Source organism: Pseudomonas sp. MF08817 (genome assembly GCF_059862705.1).
Map to the genome: position 1 here is coordinate 1 of NZ_JCBCUY010000019.1, position 17141 is coordinate 17141.

General features: G+C 61.9%; 15 protein-coding genes. 9 read left to right on the top strand and 6 right to left on the bottom strand.

Annotated elements, in window-relative coordinates; genetic code table 11:
- Window positions 1-265 precede the first annotated feature (265 nt).
- A complete protein-coding gene (locus AC19YR_RS13400) occupies window positions 266-1234 on the top strand; it encodes a fimbrial protein (RefSeq protein WP_095109975.1) in 969 nt (322 codons plus the stop codon).
- A 24-nt stretch (window positions 1235-1258) separates the two neighbouring features.
- On the opposite strand, the gene AC19YR_RS13405 is transcribed toward AC19YR_RS13400, so the two are convergent.
- On the bottom strand, window positions 1259-1999 hold the full coding sequence (locus AC19YR_RS13405) for a UDP-2,3-diacylglucosamine diphosphatase (RefSeq protein WP_095109974.1): 741 nt from the start codon (window positions 1997-1999) through the stop codon (window positions 1259-1261).
- Entirely contained in the window at window positions 1996-2499 is a 504-nt protein-coding gene (locus AC19YR_RS13410) for a peptidylprolyl isomerase (RefSeq protein WP_095109973.1), read from the bottom strand. Before AC19YR_RS13410 ends, AC19YR_RS13405 begins: the two co-directional genes overlap by 4 nt.
- Window positions 2500-2748: 249 nt before the next feature.
- Here AC19YR_RS13410 and AC19YR_RS13415 point away from each other — a divergent pair, with 249 nt between their 5' ends.
- Both AC19YR_RS13415 and cysS read left to right on the top strand, forming a co-directional pair.
- Window positions 2749-4446, top strand: coding sequence for a glutamine--tRNA ligase/YqeY domain fusion protein (locus AC19YR_RS13415; protein WP_500598793.1), 1698 nt, complete (start codon window positions 2749-2751; stop codon window positions 4444-4446).
- A 15-nt stretch (window positions 4447-4461) separates the two neighbouring features.
- On the top strand, window positions 4462-5844 hold the full coding sequence (gene cysS / locus AC19YR_RS13420; protein WP_500598795.1) for a cysteine--tRNA ligase: 1383 nt from the start codon (window positions 4462-4464) through the stop codon (window positions 5842-5844).
- Between the two features lie 157 nt (window positions 5845-6001).
- Here the strand turns inward: cysS and AC19YR_RS13425 are convergent, their stop codons facing one another.
- Window positions 6002-7819, bottom strand: a complete 1818-nt coding sequence (locus AC19YR_RS13425; RefSeq protein ID WP_500598796.1) for a sigma-54-dependent Fis family transcriptional regulator — start codon at window positions 7817-7819, stop codon at window positions 6002-6004.
- Window positions 7820-8082: 263 nt separating this feature from the next.
- Here AC19YR_RS13425 and AC19YR_RS13430 point away from each other — a divergent pair, with 263 nt between their 5' ends.
- The 6 genes from AC19YR_RS13430 to AC19YR_RS13455 are packed head-to-tail and all read left to right on the top strand — an operon-like array spanning window position 8083 to window position 14013.
- Window positions 8083-9177, top strand: coding sequence for an ABC transporter ATP-binding protein (locus tag AC19YR_RS13430; RefSeq protein WP_500598797.1), 1095 nt, complete (start codon window positions 8083-8085; stop codon window positions 9175-9177).
- Window positions 9177-10274: an ABC transporter ATP-binding protein gene (locus AC19YR_RS13435; RefSeq protein WP_500598798.1), complete on the top strand. Its 1098-nt coding sequence runs from the start codon at window positions 9177-9179 to the stop codon at window positions 10272-10274. Before AC19YR_RS13430 ends, AC19YR_RS13435 begins: the two co-directional genes overlap by 1 nt.
- Window positions 10271-11137 carry a carbohydrate ABC transporter permease gene (locus AC19YR_RS13440; RefSeq protein WP_095109967.1) on the top strand — a complete coding sequence of 289 codons (867 nt, stop codon included), beginning with the start codon at window positions 10271-10273 and terminating at the stop codon, window positions 11135-11137. The genes AC19YR_RS13435 and AC19YR_RS13440 overlap by 4 nt, the downstream gene beginning before the upstream one ends.
- 10 nt (window positions 11138-11147) lie before the next feature.
- Window positions 11148-11948 (top strand): carbohydrate ABC transporter permease, encoded by an 801-nt coding sequence (locus AC19YR_RS13445; RefSeq protein ID WP_095109966.1) that lies wholly within the window; start codon window positions 11148-11150, stop codon window positions 11946-11948.
- Window positions 11949-11958: 10 nt separating this feature from the next.
- On the top strand, window positions 11959-12231 hold the full coding sequence (locus AC19YR_RS13450; protein ID WP_500598799.1) for a DUF2160 domain-containing protein: 273 nt from the start codon (window positions 11959-11961) through the stop codon (window positions 12229-12231).
- Between the two features lie 39 nt (window positions 12232-12270).
- Window positions 12271-14013, top strand: coding sequence for an ABC transporter substrate-binding protein (locus tag AC19YR_RS13455; RefSeq protein ID WP_095109964.1), 1743 nt, complete (start codon window positions 12271-12273; stop codon window positions 14011-14013).
- A gap of 105 nt (window positions 14014-14118) precedes the next feature.
- Here AC19YR_RS13455 and AC19YR_RS13460 read toward each other — a convergent pair whose 3' ends face one another.
- Genes AC19YR_RS13460 through AC19YR_RS13470 form a run of 3 tightly spaced genes read right to left on the bottom strand, consistent with a single transcriptional unit; the run spans window position 14119 to window position 17130 of the window.
- Entirely contained in the window at window positions 14119-14976 is an 858-nt protein-coding gene (locus tag AC19YR_RS13460; RefSeq protein WP_500598800.1) for an alpha/beta fold hydrolase, read from the bottom strand.
- Window positions 14973-15890, bottom strand: coding sequence for a class I SAM-dependent methyltransferase (locus tag AC19YR_RS13465; RefSeq protein ID WP_500598801.1), 918 nt, complete (start codon window positions 15888-15890; stop codon window positions 14973-14975). The genes AC19YR_RS13460 and AC19YR_RS13465 overlap by 4 nt, the downstream gene beginning before the upstream one ends.
- Window positions 15883-17130 (bottom strand): YcaO-like family protein, encoded by a 1248-nt coding sequence (locus AC19YR_RS13470; RefSeq protein ID WP_500598802.1) that lies wholly within the window; start codon window positions 17128-17130, stop codon window positions 15883-15885. The genes AC19YR_RS13465 and AC19YR_RS13470 overlap by 8 nt, the downstream gene beginning before the upstream one ends.
- Window positions 17131-17141: the final 11 nt, after the last annotated feature.

A 17141-nucleotide genomic window follows, 5' to 3' on the forward strand; every position in this document is an offset into this window, starting at 1 on the left:
CAGGCTGAAGCCTTGGGCATTGCCGATTTGAATGGTGGCGCGTTCTTCAACGCTGAGTTCGGAATAGGACATAGGGGCAGCACCGTACCGGAAAGGTCAGGTGTTGCACTCAGTTTTTGCCGCCGCCCTGGATTATCCGTAGCTGTGAACCGTCATACATAGACAAACAGCCTAAGACAAACCTCAACTCTCTTCTGGGCGGCTTTAACGTGCGGGCTGATGTTCGCTGGGAGGTGTTCGGATAGAAGAGCAACGAGAGATCAACATGAAACGACTAAATACAGCCATTGTGCTTCTCGTCCTGATATGTGTTACGCCGATCGCGAGAGCCGTTGATTGCCGTGTGAATGGCGGACCCTGGACCACGTTAATCACCGGGAATATAAATCTTGAGGTTCCCGTAAATGTCCGATTGGATACGGCCCAGCCGTATATCTTGCTCGAAGGGGCGCGGCTCGAGTGTCGCTACACGATCGGTCCCCAGACTCCATCTTGGGGGGTAGACTATTGGGCAACTGGCAGCAATGCCGGGACCCCTTGGGAACCTGGCCCCAAATTCGCTCTAGAGGGCACTGGATTACGAGTAAACGGAACGTTCCAAAACAGCCCTGTTCCTATTGGCATTAGGGTGATTTCGATGCCTGACAATGCAATTGCTTATCCCATCAATGTTACGCCTTACATTTTGATGCGTAACAATCCGAGCAATCCTATCGACATTAGAGTAGGGGACAACCTCGGCTTGTTACGTATGACCCAGACCAACAATGAAGATAACCGTTCGGTGAGTCTTGCGGTCAGGTACATTGCCAACAACAACTTCACCGTCTCACCCTCAACTTGCACCATCAACAATAACAACCCGATCGAGATCAACTTCGGCGACGTCCACCAGAGGGCAATCGGCACCGATCCACTGAGCAGTCCCATTAGCAGCAGCCGCAGACTTACCTACGCCTGCCCGCAGCCCGGGATTACCTCGCCGATCACCATTACGTATAAAGGAACCCCCACAGCGTTCAATGACCGCCTGTTGAGCATGAGCAATGCGGATGTGGGCACGGCAATGGTTCGTGGCGGGTCGGCGGTTCGGGTGAACGGTTCGTTCCTGACTCAGATTACCAACAGCAGCGGGGGCGACGATGTGACATTCACGCTCGTTAGGCGAGCGGGCTCCCTACCGGCCGCCGGGGCCATCAGCGGCAGCGGTGTACTGATAATGGGGGTGCCATGATGCTCGCCTGTGCAAGCGCAAGTGTCAGGCGCCGGGCTGCGGTTTGACGAAATCGAAGGCTGCCAGTTGGAACCCTTGCTCATCCACCTGCAATGCCCAGCCTTGCTTGTCCCAGTCTCCCAGTACGATGCGCTTGGCGGCGTGTTCGCCCAGTTGCAACTTGTGGATGGCGGGGCGGTGCGTGTGGCCGTGAACCAGGGTCTTGACCCCGTAGTGCTGCATGATGCGCGGCACTTCTTCAGGGGTGACATCAACGATGTCGTTGGCTTTCATGCGGGTTTGCGCACGGCTTTCACTGCGCAGTTTACGCGCCAGCCTGTGGCGGGCGCCCAGGGGCAGGTGACGCAGGATAAACAGGGTAATGGGGTGGCGCAGGTAGCGGCGCAGCTTCATATAGCCGATATCGCGGGTACACAGGCTGTCGCCGTGCATCAGTAGCACCGGTTCGCCATTGAGTTGCACGACGCTGGGGTCCTTGAGCAAGGTGGCGCCAGCGGCCTTGCAGAACGCTTGGCCCAGCAGGAAATCGCGGTTGCCGTGCATCAGAAAAATCTGGGTGCCATGGTCGCTCAAGTCCCGCAGCGCCTGGCAGATGGAACGCTGGAACGGCGTCATGGCGTCGTCGCCGATCCAGGCTTCAAAAAAGTCGCCCAGAATGTACAACGCCTGGGCCGAGCGGGCACGCCCGCCGAGCAAATCCAGAAACGCCCGGGTAATGTCCGGGCGCTCCTCTTCCAGATGCAAATCTGAAATCAGCAATATCACTCAATGATCTCGGCTTTCTCGATCACTACGTCTTCGGCCGGTACGTCCTGGTGGCCGGATTTCATGGTGGTAGCCACGCCCTTGATCTTGTCGACCACGTCAGTGCCTTCGATCACTTTGGCGAACACGGCATAACCCCAACCCTGCACATTCTTGCCGCTGTGGTTGAGGAAACTGTTGTCGGCGACGTTGATGAAGAACTGCGCGGAGGCCGAATGCGGCTCCATGGTGCGGGCCATGGCGACGGTGTACTTGTCGTTGGAAAGACCGTTGTCGGCTTCGTTCTGGATGCTTGGGCGCTTGTCTTTCTTTTCTTTCATGCCGGGTTCGAAACCGCCGCCCTGGATCATGAAGTTACCGATGACGCGGTGGAATACGGTGTTTTCGTAGTGGCCGGCGTTTACGTATTCGATGAAGTTGGCCACGGTGATCGGGGCTTTCTCGGCGTTCAGCTCCAGCACGATGTCGCCGTGGTTGGTGGTCAGTTTGACTTGGGTCATGTTCGCTACTCGTTCAATGAATGCATGGGTTTCGGGGCGCGGGCCCCCAACCGGTTTAGCCGCCAGCGGCGCAGGCTGCGCAGTTTAGCGTGGCCGGCGTGGATTTCGAGGGGGTTTTTCAAAACAGATGCATTAAACGCGGCTGTTTTACCGGGCTTCTCTGTCAGCGGCTTGACAGCATCGGCTATGATAGCCGCTTTGTTTTGTCCGGCCCCATGAAGGCCAAGCACCTGTACGCCCAAGGATCCTATGAGCAAGCCCACTGTCGACCCGACCTCGAATGCCAAGACCGGCCCAGCCGTGCCGGTCAACTTCCTGCGCCCGATCATCCAGGCGGACCTGGACTCGGGCAAGCACACTCAGATCGTCACCCGCTTTCCGCCGGAGCCCAACGGCTACCTGCACATCGGCCATGCCAAGTCGATCTGTGTGAACTTCGGCGTGGCCCAAGAGTTCGGTGGCGTCACGCACCTGCGTTTTGACGACACCAACCCAGCCAAGGAAGACCAGGAATACATCGACGCCATCCAGAGCGACATCAAGTGGCTGGGCTTTGAGTGGTCCGGCGAAGTGCGCTACGCCTCGCAGTATTTCGAGCAACTGCACGACTGGGCGGTGGAGCTCATCAAGTCCGGCAACGCCTATGTCTGCGACCTGACCCCCGAGCAAGCCAAGGAGTACCGCGGCAACCTCACCGAGCCGGGCAAGAACAGCCCGTTCCGCGAGCGTTCGGTAGAAGAGAACCTGGACTGGTTCGCCCGCATGCGCGCCGGTGAGTTCCCGGACGGCGCCCGGGTGCTGCGGGCCAAGATCGACATGGCCTCGCCGAACATGAACCTGCGCGACCCGATCATGTACCGCATCCGCCACGCCCACCACCACCAGACCGGCGACACCTGGTGCATCTACCCCAACTACGACTTCACCCACGGTCAGTCGGACGCCATCGAAGGCATCACCCACTCGATCTGCACCCTGGAATTCGAAAGCCACCGTCCACTGTACGAGTGGTTCCTGGACAAGCTGCCGGTGCCCGCGCACCCGCGCCAGTACGAATTCAGCCGCCTGAACCTGAACTACACCATCACCAGCAAGCGCAAGCTCAAGCAGTTGGTGGACGAGCAGCACGTCCACGGTTGGGATGACCCGCGCATGTCCACGCTTTCGGGTTTCCGCCGCCGTGGCTACACGCCCAAGTCGATCCGCAATTTCTGCGAAATGATCGGCACCAACCGTTCCGATGGCATCGTCGATTTCGGCATGCTGGAATTCAGCATCCGTGACGACCTCGACCACAGCGCCCCGCGCGCCATGTGCGTGCTACGCCCGCTGAAAGTGGTCATCACCAACTACCCAGAAGGTCAGGTCGAGAACCTCGAACTGCCGTGCCACCCCAAAGAAGACATGGGCGTGCGCGTACTGCCGTTTGCCCGCGAGATCTACATCGACCGCGACGATTTCATGGAAGAACCGCCAAAAGGCTACAAGCGCCTGGAACCGGCCGGTGAAGTGCGCCTGCGCGGCAGCTACGTGATTCGCGCCGACGAAGCGATCAAGGACGCCGAGGGCAACATCGTCGAACTGCGTTGCTCCTATGATCCCGAAACCCTGGGTAAAAACCCCGAAGGGCGCAAGGTGAAAGGCGTGGTGCACTGGGTGCCGGCCGCCGCCAGCGTCGAGTGCGAAGTGCGCCTGTATGACCGTCTGTTCCGCTCCGCCAACCCGGAGAAGGCCGAAGACGGCGAAAGCTTCCTGAACAACATCAACCCTGACTCCCTGCAGGTCCTCACCGGTTGTCGTGCCGAGCCATCGCTTGGCAATGCACAGCCGGAAGACCGTTTCCAGTTCGAGCGCGAAGGCTACTTCTGCGCGGATATCAAGGACTCGAAACCCGGTCACCCGGTATTCAACCGTACCGTGACCCTGCGTGACTCCTGGGGTCAGTGATTCAAGGAAGCTAACGTGCTAACGATCTACAACACGCTCACCAAGAGCAAAGAAGCCTTCAAGCCGCTCGATGGCAACAAGGTGCGCATGTACGTGTGCGGCATGACCGTGTACGACTACTGCCACATCGGCCATGGCCGCAGCATGGTCGCCTTCGACCTGGTGACCCGCTGGTTGCGTTTCAGCGGCTATGACCTGACGTACGTGCGCAACATCACCGACATCGACGACAAGATCATCAACCGCGCCAACGAAAACGGCGAGTCGTTCGACGCGCTCACCGAGCGCATGATCGCCGCCATGCACGAGGACGAGGCCCGCCTCAATATCCTCAAGCCCGACATGGAACCGCGGGCCACGGACCACATCCCGGGCATGCACGCGATGATACAGGCCCTGATCGACAAGGGTTACGCCTACGCCCCCGGTAATGGCGACGTGTACTACCGCGTCGCCAAGTTCATGGGCTACGGCAAGCTGTCGCGCAAGAAGATCGAAGACCTGCGCATCGGCGCGCGGATCGAGGTCGACGAGTCGAAGCAGGACCCGCTGGATTTCGTCCTGTGGAAAGCCACCAAGCCCGGCGAGCCGAGCTGGGAGTCGCCGTGGGGCGCCGGGCGGCCGGGCTGGCACATCGAATGCTCGGTGATGTCCACCTGCTGCCTGGGCGAGACCTTCGACATCCATGGCGGCGGTAGCGACCTGGAGTTCCCGCACCACGAGAACGAAATCGCCCAGAGCGAAGCCGCCACCGGCAAGACCTACGCCAATGCCTGGATGCACTGCGGCATGATCCGCATCAATGGCGAGAAGATGTCCAAGTCCTTGAACAACTTCTTCACCATTCGCGACGTGCTGGCCAAGTACCACCCGGAAGTGGTGCGCTACCTGCTGGTGTCGAGCCACTACCGCAGCGCTATCAACTACTCCGAAGACAACCTCAAGGACGCCAAGGGCGCCCTGGAGCGGTTCTACCATGCGTTGAAAGGCCTGCCGAACGTGGCGCCGGCCGGTGGCGAAGGGTTTGTCGAGCGTTTCACCCAGGTGATGAACGACGACTTCGGCACCCCGGAAGCCTGCGCCGTGCTGTTTGAGATGGTGCGCGAGATCAACCGCCTGCGCGAGAGCGACCTGGACGCCGCGGCTGGCTTGGCCGCACGCCTGAAGGAACTGGCCTGCGTGCTGGGGGTGTTGCAGCTTGAAGCCGACGACTTCCTTCAGGCCGGTGCCGAAGGCCGGGTGGACGCAGCGCAGGTTGACGCGCTGATCCAGGCGCGCCTGAACGCCCGCGCCAACAAGGACTGGGCCGAATCCGACCGCATCCGCGACCAGCTCACCGCCCTGGGCGTGGTGCTGGAAGACGGCAAGGGCGGCACGACCTGGCGCCTGGCGGACTGATCGCCAGCCTCGCCGCCAACAAAAACCCGCCTTGTGCGGGTTTTTTTTGGTTTGAAGGCTCGGGTTTTGGGGTGTGGTGGCTTCTGCCATCGCGCGCGAGCCCGCGATGACCATTTTCAGGCCGACTTCCCGACAGCCTGTTTATGGGCCAAAACCGCTAACGCATCTGGCGCAACCGCTTGTACAGCGTGTTGCGGCTGACCCCCAGGCGTCTGGCGAGGTGGGAGATATTGCCGCCCGTGGCTTGCAGTTCGCGGGCCAGGGCTTGAGGGTCGTTGAGGTCGATCGGCCGCAATGGCGGGGTGTCGTGTGGCGCCATGTGCAGGTCGAGCAAGAACTCGTCTGGCAGATGCTCCACCCGGATCGGCTGGTGTTGGGCCATGGCCAGGGCCACCTGGATCACGCTGCTGGCCTGGCGCAGGTTGCCGGGCCAGGGGTGGCGCTCGAACAGTTCCAGCACTTCGGGGCTCAGGCCGGCCCACTGATGGGGTTCGCGGTGCTGTTCCCACAGACGTGTGAACAGCACCTGTTTGTCGGTGCGCTCGCGCAGCGGCGGCAGTTGCAGGGTCAGGCCGCCGATGCGGTAGTACAGGTCTTCGCGAAAGCGGCCCTGCTGTACCTGCTCGCGCAATGGGTGGTTGGTTGCCGACAGGATGCGAATATCGACCGGGTACAACTGGCTACAGCCCACCGGTTGCACGCAGCGCTCCTGCAGCACCCGTAGCAGCCGCGCCTGGGTGGCTAGCGGCATATCGCCGACTTCATCGAGAAACAAGGTGCCTTTGTCCGCTTGGCGGATCAGGCCGATGCTGCCCTTGTGGTGGGCGCCGGTGAATGCGCCTTTCTCATAGCCAAACAATTCCGACTCCACCAGTTCGGCGGGGATCGCCGCGCAGTTCACGGCAATCAGCGGTTTTGCCCGACGTGAGCCGGCCTGGTGCAGGGCCTTGACGAAGACTTCCTTGCCCACGCCTGTCTCGCCATGGATCAGCAGGGGAATGTCTTTTTCAATTAGGCGTTCGGCCTGGCGCACGGCTTTTTCCATGCGCGGGTCGCCGCCGTGCAGGCTGTCCAGGCCCAGGTGCGCGGCGGCCGGCGCGGGTTGGCGGGGCGCGGGCTTGGGCCGCGGGCGTTTGAGCAGGCACTGGAAGCGGCTGCGGCCAGCGGCGTGCAGGGCGAAGGGCAGGCCATCGCCGTGGTTGCGTAACTCGGCCAGGGCGACGTTGAACAGGTAATCGACTTGGCCTTGGGCCAGGTTCACGCCCAACAGGTTGTCGGCGCGGCGGTTGGCTGCCAACACCCGGCCGTCCTCGTCGAACACCAGCAACCCGGCCCATTGGCTGTCAAGGTTGTTGGGGCCGGTGTTAAAGGTCAGCTGCCAGTGTTCGTCGTGGAACAGGTCGAGGATCAGGCGGTTTTCCACGCTCTGGCTCATCATCCGCACCATGCCCAGGGTGTGGGAGGGCGGCAGGTAGCTGTCGCTGGACACGTCCAATACGCCAATCACCTGGCGGGCGGCGTCGAAAATCGGCGCCGCCGAGCCGGTCATGAAGCGATTGGCCTTGAGAAAGTGTTCATCGTGCTCGATATGCACCGCTTGGCCGCAGGCCAGCGCGGTGCCAATGGCGTTGGTGCCGGTACTGCATTCGCGCCAACTGGCCCCGGCCTGGAAGCCTCGGGCCAGGGCCGGCTGGATAAAACGCTGGGTGCCCCAGGCCGTGAGTACTTGGCCCTGGCGGTCGGCCAGCATCATCAGGCAGTTGGAGTTACTCAGGATGTTTTCGTAATAAGGCAGCACCTCCTGGCGGGTGATGTGGACCAGGGGTTGGTGGCTTTCCAACAGTTGGGCGAGGGCCGGCTCTGCCGGCGGCTCAAAGCACGGTGCGCTCTGATGGCTGAGGCCGAAGGCCCGGCAGCGCGACCAGGAGTCGCGCACGATGGCGTCGTGGGGCAGGGGTGGAGCCGGTGCGGCCATGGGAACAGCCTCTGAGTGACGTTCTTATTGTTGTTAGGGCGCCAAGCGTGCAAAAGCGTCCATGGAGTGTTGTTCAGGATTGTTCATTGTCAAACCGCGCACTGTTCAAGTGTTCAGCGGCCACTGTTCATTTGTGTTCAGCCTCGAACAGCGGTGTTCCCTGGGTTGCGGGAAAAACATGCAGGATCAATGGCTTGCGATTTTTGGCATGAATGTCGCTGTGTGGCTGCGGTCGCTTAACTGCAAGCATAAAAGGCCCAGCCATGTCCCTGACCCTGGAGCACGTCTGCCGCACCGTCGAAGGCCAGGTATGGATCGACGATTGTTCGCTGCGGTTTGAACCCGGTTCCTTCAACGTGCTGCTGGGCCGTACCTTATCCGGCAAGACCAGCCTGATGCGCTTGATGGCCGGCCTGGACCGGCCCGACAGCGGCCGGGTGCTGATGAACGAGATCGACGTTACCGGCCAACCGGTGCGCCGGCGCAATGTGTCGATGGTCTACCAGCAGTTCATCAACTACCCGACCCTGACGGTGTTCGAGAACATCGCCTCGCCCCTGCGCCAGGCCGGCGTAGCGGTGGCGGTGATCGAGGAAAAAGTCCTGCAAACGGCGCGCATGCTGCGTATCGAGAAGTTCTTGCCGCGCTATCCACTGGAGCTTTCCGGTGGCCAGCAGCAGCGCACGGCGATGGCTCGGGCCCTGGTCAAGGACGCTGGGTTGATCCTGTTCGACGAACCCCTGGTCAACCTCGACTACAAGTTGCGCGAAGAACTGCGCCAGGAGATGCGCGAGTTGTTCCAGGCGCGCCATACCATTGCCATCTACGCCACCACCGAGCCCAACGAGGCCCTGGCCCTGGGCGGCACGACCACGATTTTGCACGAGGGCCGGGTGGTCCAGAGCGGCCCGACCGCCGAGGTCTATCACCAGCCACGCACGGTGCTGGCTGCCGAACTGTTTTCCGAGCCGCCGATTAACCTGATACCGGGGCGTATAGCGGGCAATGAGGTGAGTTTCGCCAACTTCGTGCATTTCCCCCTTAACCTCGACTTGCGCCCGGTGGGCGAGGGTGAGTTCCGCTTTGGCGTGCGCCCCAGCCATATCTCGCTGCTGCCTGGCAACGATGACGACCTGGAGCTGGCGGTCACCGTGGAGGTGGCGGAAATCAGCGGCTCGGAAACCTTCCTGCACGTGCGCAACGAGCATTTCCTGCTGGTGCTGCACCTGCCCGGCGTGCACGAGTACGACGTCGATGCGCCGATCCGCATCTACATCCCCACCCACAAGCTCTTCGTCTTCGATGCCCAGGGGCGCTTGCTCCAGGCGCCAGGGCGGCGTATCGCGAGGGTCGCCTGATGGCTCAGATCTGCTTGCAGCACCTGGCTCACAGCTACAGCCCTACGCCCAATGGGCCTGAGGACTACGCGATACGGGAAATGAACCATACCTGGGAGCAAGGCGGCGCCTACGCGCTGCTGGGGCCTTCGGGGTGCGGCAAGTCCACCTTGCTCAACATCATTTCCGGGTTGCTCAGCCCCTCCGAGGGCCAGGTGTTGTTCGACGGGCGGATCGTCAATGAGTTGACCCCCGAGCGGCGCAACATCGCCCAGGTTTTCCAGTTTCCGGTGGTGTACGACACCATGACCGTGTTCGACAACCTGGCCTTCCCCCTGCGCAACCAGGGCATGGCCGAGGCGCAGGTGCGCACTAAGGTGCAGGAGATCGCCGAGGTGCTTGACCTCACGCCGTTGCTGGGCAGGAAGGCACGCAACCTCAGCGCCGATGAAAAGCAGAAAGTCTCCATGGGCCGTGGCCTGGTGCGCGACGACGTGTCGGCGATCCTGTTCGACGAGCCGCTGACGGTGATCGACCCGCACCTGAAATGGAAGCTGCGGCGCAAGCTCAAGCAGATCCACGAGCAGTTCAACATCACCATGGTCTACGTCACCCACGACCAGTTGGAAGCGTCCACCTTCGCCGACAAGATCGCCGTGATGTATGGCGGGCAGATCGTGCAGTTCGGTACGCCGCGGCAACTGTTCGAGCGCCCTAGCCATACCTTTGTCGGCTATTTCATCGGCAGCCCTGGGATGAATCTGATTGAGGTGCGGGCCGAGCCCGGTGGCGTGGGGTTCGCCGGTACCCATCTGGCGCTGCCCGAGGCATTACAGCGGCGTATTGGCGAAACCGCCTACAAAACCCTGAAAGTCGGCATCCGCCCGGAATTCATTCACCTGTGGGATGAGCCTTGCGAGGACGCCTTGCAGGCCGGAGTCCTGCATGTCGAAGACCTGGGCACCTACAAAGTGCTCACCCTTGACCTGGACGGCGCGGTGCTCAAAGTACGCCTGGCCGAGGACAAGCCGCTGCCCGAGGGGCGGGCGTCCATCAGTTTTCCGGCGCAGTGGCTGATGGTCTATGCCGACGACTACCTGCTGCAGGTGCAGCCATGAGCAAGGTGCAGAACAACAAGGCCTGGTGGCTGGTATTGCCGGTGTTCCTGCTGGTGGCGTTCAGTGCGGTGATCCCGATGATGACGGTGGTCAACTACTCGGTGCAGGACATTTTCGACCAGTCCAGCCGCTATTTTGTCGGCGCCGACTGGTATCGCCAGGTGCTGCTGGACCCGCGCCTGCACGACTCGCTGTTGCGTCAGTTCATCTATTCGGCCTGTGTGTTGCTGATCGAAATCCCCCTGGGCATCGGCATCGCCCTGACCATGCCGGCCAAGGGCCGTTGGTCGTCGCTGGTGCTGATCGTGTTGGCGATTCCGCTGCTGATTCCGTGGAACGTGGTGGGCACTATCTGGCAGATATTCGGCCGCGCCGACATCGGCCTGATGGGGTCGAGCCTCAATGCCCTGGGTATCGACTACAACTACGCGGCCAACACCCTCGACGCCTGGGTCACGGTGCTGGTGATGGACGTGTGGCACTGGACGTCCCTGGTGGCCCTGCTGTGTTATTCGGGGTTGCGGGCCATTCCGGACGTGTACTACCAGGCTGCGCGTATCGACCGGGCGTCGGCCTGGGCGGTGTTTCGCCACATCCAGTTGCCGAAGATGAAAAGCGTGCTGTTGATCGCGGTGATGCTGCGCTTCATGGACAGTTTCATGATCTACACCGAGCCGTTCGTGCTGACCGGTGGCGGGCCGGGCAATGCCACCACCTTCCTCAGCCAGACCCTGACCCAGATGGCCGTCGGCCAGTTCGACCTGGGCCCGGCGGCGGCGTTTTCCCTGGTGTACTTCCTGATAATCCTGCTGGTGTCGTGGCTGTTCTACACCGCCATGACCCACGCTGACAGCCAGCGTTGAGGCCCCTGCCATGCCATTGAAAAAAGCCCTGCCGTTGCTGCTCTACATCCTGTTCCTGCTGGTGCCGATCTACTGGCTACTGAACATGTCCTTCAAGAGCAACACCGAAATCCTCGGCGGCCTGACCCTGTTTCCCCAGGACTTCACCCTGGCCAACTACAAGGTCATCTTCACCGACCCCAGTTGGTACACCGGCTACCTCAACTCGCTGTACTACGTAAGCCTTAACACGGTGATCTCCCTGGGGGTGGCACTGCCGGCGGCCTACGCCTTCTCGCGCTATCGCTTTTTGGGCGACAAGCACTTGTTCTTCTGGCTCCTGACCAACCGCATGGCGCCGCCGGCGGTGTTTTTGCTGCCGTTTTTCCAGCTGTACTCCTCCATTGGCCTATTCGATACCCATATTGCCGTGGCCCTGGCCCATTGCCTGTTCAACGTGCCGTTGGCGGTGTGGATCCTCGAAGGCTTCATGTCGGGGGTGCCCAAGGAAATCGACGAAACGGCCTACATCGACGGCTATAGCTTTCCCCGGTTCTTCGTGAAAATTTTCATCCCGCTGATTGGCTCCGGCATCGGCGTGACGGCGTTTTTTTGCTTCATGTTTTCTTGGGTCGAACTGCTGCTGGCGCGCACCCTGACCTCGGTCAACGCCAAGCCTATCGCGGCGGTGATGACCCGCACCGTGTCCGCCTCGGGCATCGACTGGGGCGTGCTGGCGGCGGCCGGGGTGCTGACGATTTTGCCGGGCATGCTGGTGATCTGGTTTGTCCGCAACCATGTGGCCAAGGGCTTTGCCCTGGGCCGGGTGTGAGGAAACGATGATGCAATGGATGGCCTGGACCACCCCCACCGCGCTGTTTTTCACCGCCATTGCCCTGGTGCTGGTGGCCATGACCACCTGGGAGTTGCGCTCGCCCAGCGTGCCACGGCGTGGTTTTTTGCCGATCAGCACCACCCGTGGTGATCGCCTGTTTATCGGTCTTCTCGGCAGCGCCTACCTGCATTTGCTGGTCATTGGCGTCACCGACTGGAGCATCTGGGGCGCGTGTGCGCTGTCCCTGGTGTGGCTGTTGGCTGTGATGCGATGGGGCTAGTTCGGCGAGCATGCCCTGAAACCCAAACCGGAGGTCTCTATGTTCGACAAAAACAACAAGCTGCGACATAGCATTTCAGTGGCAGCCGCCCTGGCCCTGTGCACCTTGAGCGCGGCGGCCTGGGCCGACGCCTACGAAGAGGCGGCGAAAAAATGGATCGGCAGCGAGTTCAAGCCATCCACCCTCAGCCAGGAGCAGCAACTGCAGGAGTTGCAGTGGTTTATCAAGGCGGCCGAGCCGTTTCGCGGGATGAAGATCAACGTCGTCTCGGAAACCCTGACCACCCATGAATACGAGTCCAAGGTGCTGGCCAAGGCTTTCAGCGAAATCACCGGGATCAAGTTGACCCACGATCTGTTGCAAGAAGGCGACGTGGTGGAAAAGCTGCAAACCCAGATGCAATCGGACAAGAACATCTATGACGGCTGGGTCAATGATTCGGACTTGATCGGTACGCACTTTCGCTACGGCAAGACCCAATCCATCACCGACCTGATGGCCAATGAAGGCAAGGACTACACCTCTCCCACCCTTGATCTGAAGGACTTCATCGGTATTTCCTTCACCACCGCGCCGGACGGCAAGGTCTACCAGCTCCCCGACCAGCAGTTCGCCAACCTGTACTGGTTCCGCGCCGACTGGTTCGAGCGGGCGGACCTGAAGGCTAAGTTCAAGGAAAAGTACGGCTACGAGCTGGGCGTGCCGGTGAACTGGTCGGCCTATGAAGACATCGCCAAGTTCTTCACCGAAGACGTCAAGGAGATCGACGGTAAGCGGGTTTACGGGCACATGGACTACGGCAAGAAAGACCCTTCCCTGGGCTGGCGCTTCACCGATGCCTGGTTCTCCATGGCCGGTGGCGGTGACAAGGGCCTGCCCAACGGCTTGCCGGTGGACGAGTGGGGGATTCGCGTCGAGGACTGCCACCCGGTGGGGTCGAGCGTGACCCGCGGTGGCGATACCAACGGCCCGGCGGCGGTCTATGCGACGCAAAAATACGTGGACTGGATGAAGGCCTACGCGCCACCGGAAGCGGCGGGCATGACCTTCTCCGAATCGGGGCCGGTGCCGTCCCAGGGCAACATCGCCCAGCAGATCTTCTGGTACACGGCCTTCACTGCCGACATGACCAAACCCGGCCTGGCGGTGATGAACGCCGACGGCACGCCGAAATGGCGCATGGCGCCGTCGCCGCGCGGGCCGTACTGGGAGGAGGGCATGAAGCTGGGGTATCAGGACGTGGGGGCCTGGACCTTCCTCAAATCCACCCCGGAAAAACAGAAGTTGGCGGCGTGGCTGTACGCGCAGTTCGTGACCTCGAAAACCGTGTCGCTGAAGAAAACTATCGTCGGCTTGACGCCGATCCGTGAGTCGGACATCAACTCCCAGGCCATGACCGACCTGGCACCGAAACTCGGCGGGCTGGTGGAGTTCTACCGCAGCCCGGCGCGGGTGCAATGGACGCCGACCGGCACCAACGTGCCGGACTATCCGCGCCTGGCGCAGCTGTGGTGGAGCCATATTTCGGAGGCGGCCAGCGGCGAGAAAACCCCGCAACAAGCCCTCGATGGCCTGGCCAAGGACCAGGACGCGATCATGACCCGGCTTGAGCGCTCCAAGGTGCAACCGACCTGCGGGCCGAAAATGAACCCGGAGCGGGACGCGCAATACTGGTTCGACCAACCCGGTGCGCCCAAGCCGAAACTGGCCAACGAAAAACCCAAGGGTGAAACCGTGGCCTATGGCGAACTGCTCAAATCCTGGGAGGCGGCGCGCAAGTAGCAAGCGAGCTTGCCCGCGCAGGAGGGCCAAGCCCTCCTCATGCGGTGTATCGGCGGGCTGAGTTTTTAGGGCTGCTGCGCACCCCAGCGCGGGCGAGCCCGCTTGCTACGGCAGCAATGGCGGCGGGGCGTCGAGGGCTTGGCGCACCGCCCGCAGCAGGTTGGGCGCCAGGGCGTTGTGCCCGGCGCGCAGCAGGCGTGCAGGCAAGGTGCCGTGCTGGCGCAACCAGCGCAGGCTGGCCATGCCGCAACGGTCGTGGATGCCCTGGATGGCCAGGGTGTCGGCGGACAGCCTGATGGGCTGGCCTTCGTCAAAGAAGTAGCCCTGCTGATGGAAATGCAGTTCCAGGGTCATGGCGTCGATGGCGTGATCGTCGACAAAAGCGTGCAGGGCTTTGGCGGCCAGGGTGCTGGCGTTCGCCTGTGCCCAGTGCAGCGCCGCCCGGCGCCGCACCTGTGGGTTGCCCTGGCGCAGGTCGGCCAGCACCGCTGCCATATCCCATCTTGCCTGCAACTGGCCCAGGCGTTGGTTCATCATCCGTTCGTGCTCGGCGACGTGCTCGGCACTGGGCACAAACAGCGACACCAGCACGCAACGCGCCACATGCTCGGCAAATTGCTGTTGGTATTGCACCGCCAGCCAACTGCCCCAGGACACCCCCAGCAGGTTGATGCGTGCCAGGCCCAGGTGCCGGCGCAGGGCGTCGATATCGGCAACCGAGTGAGCGGTGCTGTTGTTGCGGGTTTCGCCCCGGGGGCGCGAGCGCCCGCAGCCGCGTTGATCGAACACAACTACCTGCCACTGTTCAAGGTCGAAAAACCTAAGGTGCTGTGGGCTGCAATAACCCCCGGGGCCGCCGTGGAGGAAAAAAACCGGCGCGGCGTGGCTGGGCCCGTGGCGTTCCCAGTACAGGCAGTGGCCGTCCTCCGTAGCGTAGTAACCCGTGTCTAGCGAGGGCCTCATGGGGCCAAGGCCTCCAGTAGGTAGAACTGGAACAGTTCGGTGCGCCCCGGGCGCGCCGCTACGCAGGAGACCAGGTTCAACCCCAATTGCCGGGCCATCAACGGAATGTCTGGCAGCACCGGGGTATGGCCGAAAACGATGATTCGCGCCCCCGGGTTAAGGCAACCGCACAAATGCACCAGCAGGCGTGTGGCGGTGGCGCGGGTCACCACCTCGGCATTGAGAAACCGCAGGATCAACACATCGCAGGTCAGCCCGGCGACAGCGCCCCGCGTCGCGTCCATCAGGTGGAACTCCAGGCCCGGCGCCCGATGGCGAGCACTGGCGTGCCTAATCATCGAGGCCGAACAGTCGGCCCCCACGCAACGCCGCCCGGGTAGGGCGGTGGCGAGGCTGGCGATGAAGGTGCCCGTGGAGCAGGCCGGGTCGTAAAGGGTGGCGCCGGGGCAGGTCAGGGTCTTGAGGATGCGGATGCAGTGCTGGCGAAAATGCTCTTCCTCCGCGTCCAGACGGCTGGCCAGTGATGGGTTGCATTGCCAGTAATCGGCGGGGCAGGTGAATTCCTGGCCGCTGGTTTCGAGCACCGGGAATGGAAAATACAGCTCGTTGCCCGCCCGGGTCAGGGCGCGGGCGAACACCCGGTGCTTTTCGGTGGCGCTAGCGGTCAGGAAGCTGCACTCCACGCCTTCGTTGCTCCAATGCAGATGTCCCAGCCGACCGAACAGCATGTCGGGTTCGATAATGCTGGAGGACTTCCAGAGCCCCTTGTCGTTTTTTTGCAGCACCTTGCGCCCGATCCAGTCTCGGCCCCCCACCTTGACGATAAAGAACTGATTGAGCCCCGGCCCTAGGGGCTCCATGAAATGGGCCCATTGCCCCGGCAGGGCCGGTGGCTGCAACGCCTGTTCAGCCATGGGCGGCGATTCCTTGTGCCGAGGTGGGGGCCAGGCGTCGGCCACGCTCCTGCGGCACCACCACGTTGCCGCTGGAAACGATATAGAACCGTTCCAGCCCGGGAATGACCACGTTTGCCAGGGTCGTGCCCAACGCGCTGTGGTACAGGGTTGAGACGCCGAGCGTGCGGTGGTGACGGTGTAGGTCTTCGGCCAATAGGTGAATCTGCCGGGCCAGGGTGGGCTGTGGCGCGGCGTTGGGCAGTTCGACCTCGCACTGGCGGGCACGTGCCAGCAGGCTCGGTGCGTCGAATTGCAGGCAGCGCTGCAAGCGCGAAAAGCGGCGCAGCGCCCCTTGGGCGGCGCGCAGTTGCTGCTGCATTTGGGCCTGCGCACTGTTGAGGTGGACCTGGGTCAATTCGCTCAACGCCCGCCAGGCGGCGTGTTGGCCGTCCAGGGACGTGCCCGAGCCGAACACCCGGGGCAGCGGGCTCGGGGCGAGGCTGAACGCCAGGTAAGTTTTGGCGATGAATTCGCTGCTGATGTCCAGCAGCACCACTGGCGCACCGATCTCCGCTTCCACTTGGGCCCAGCGTTGGCCACAGGGTTCGGCCAGGGGCGGTCGCACCACCCGTTTTAGCGGCACAGGGTTCTGGTAATAGAAGTGGTCGAGCAAAAACAGCGAAACAGCGTCGCGCTCGATGCACTCGTTGATGGCGTGCAGCACGGCTTCATCAGGGGTTGCGCCAATGGCGGTGCCGCTGTTGCTGCCATAGCGGCGCAGGCTGCGGTAGTCCGTGGCGTCGCCCGGCACGGGGTTTTGTGCATAAAGGTTGGAACTAAGTACGAGCGGATAGGAAAAGCTGCGGTTGTCCAGGTGGCTGGTGTAAGTTCGGCAGGCGAAGCCTTGCGCATTGTTTTCGATCAGTGGATTTAAAACGCTGTCGTCATGGAAAAGTGCATTGTTGCGCAAGTAACTGGCATCTTTAAAGTGTATGGCCAGAGTGTCGCACTGTTCGCTTAGATAGTGTTCCAGGGCTTCATACAGTGCGCCGACCCGGGCGTGTTCGAGCAAACCCTTGCCGCCTCCGCGGGCCTGCGGTTGTTGCGGGCAGTGCCCGAGGGTGGCCTGCACCGAGACGATGTGGTTGCCCAGAGTGCGGGTATTGGCCTGCAGTTTCAGGGTGGCGAGCTCTTGGTGCAGGCGCTGATGGGCTTGCGCCAGGCTCAGTTCGCGTTCGGTTACGGTATTGGCGTCCATGGTGGGATCCC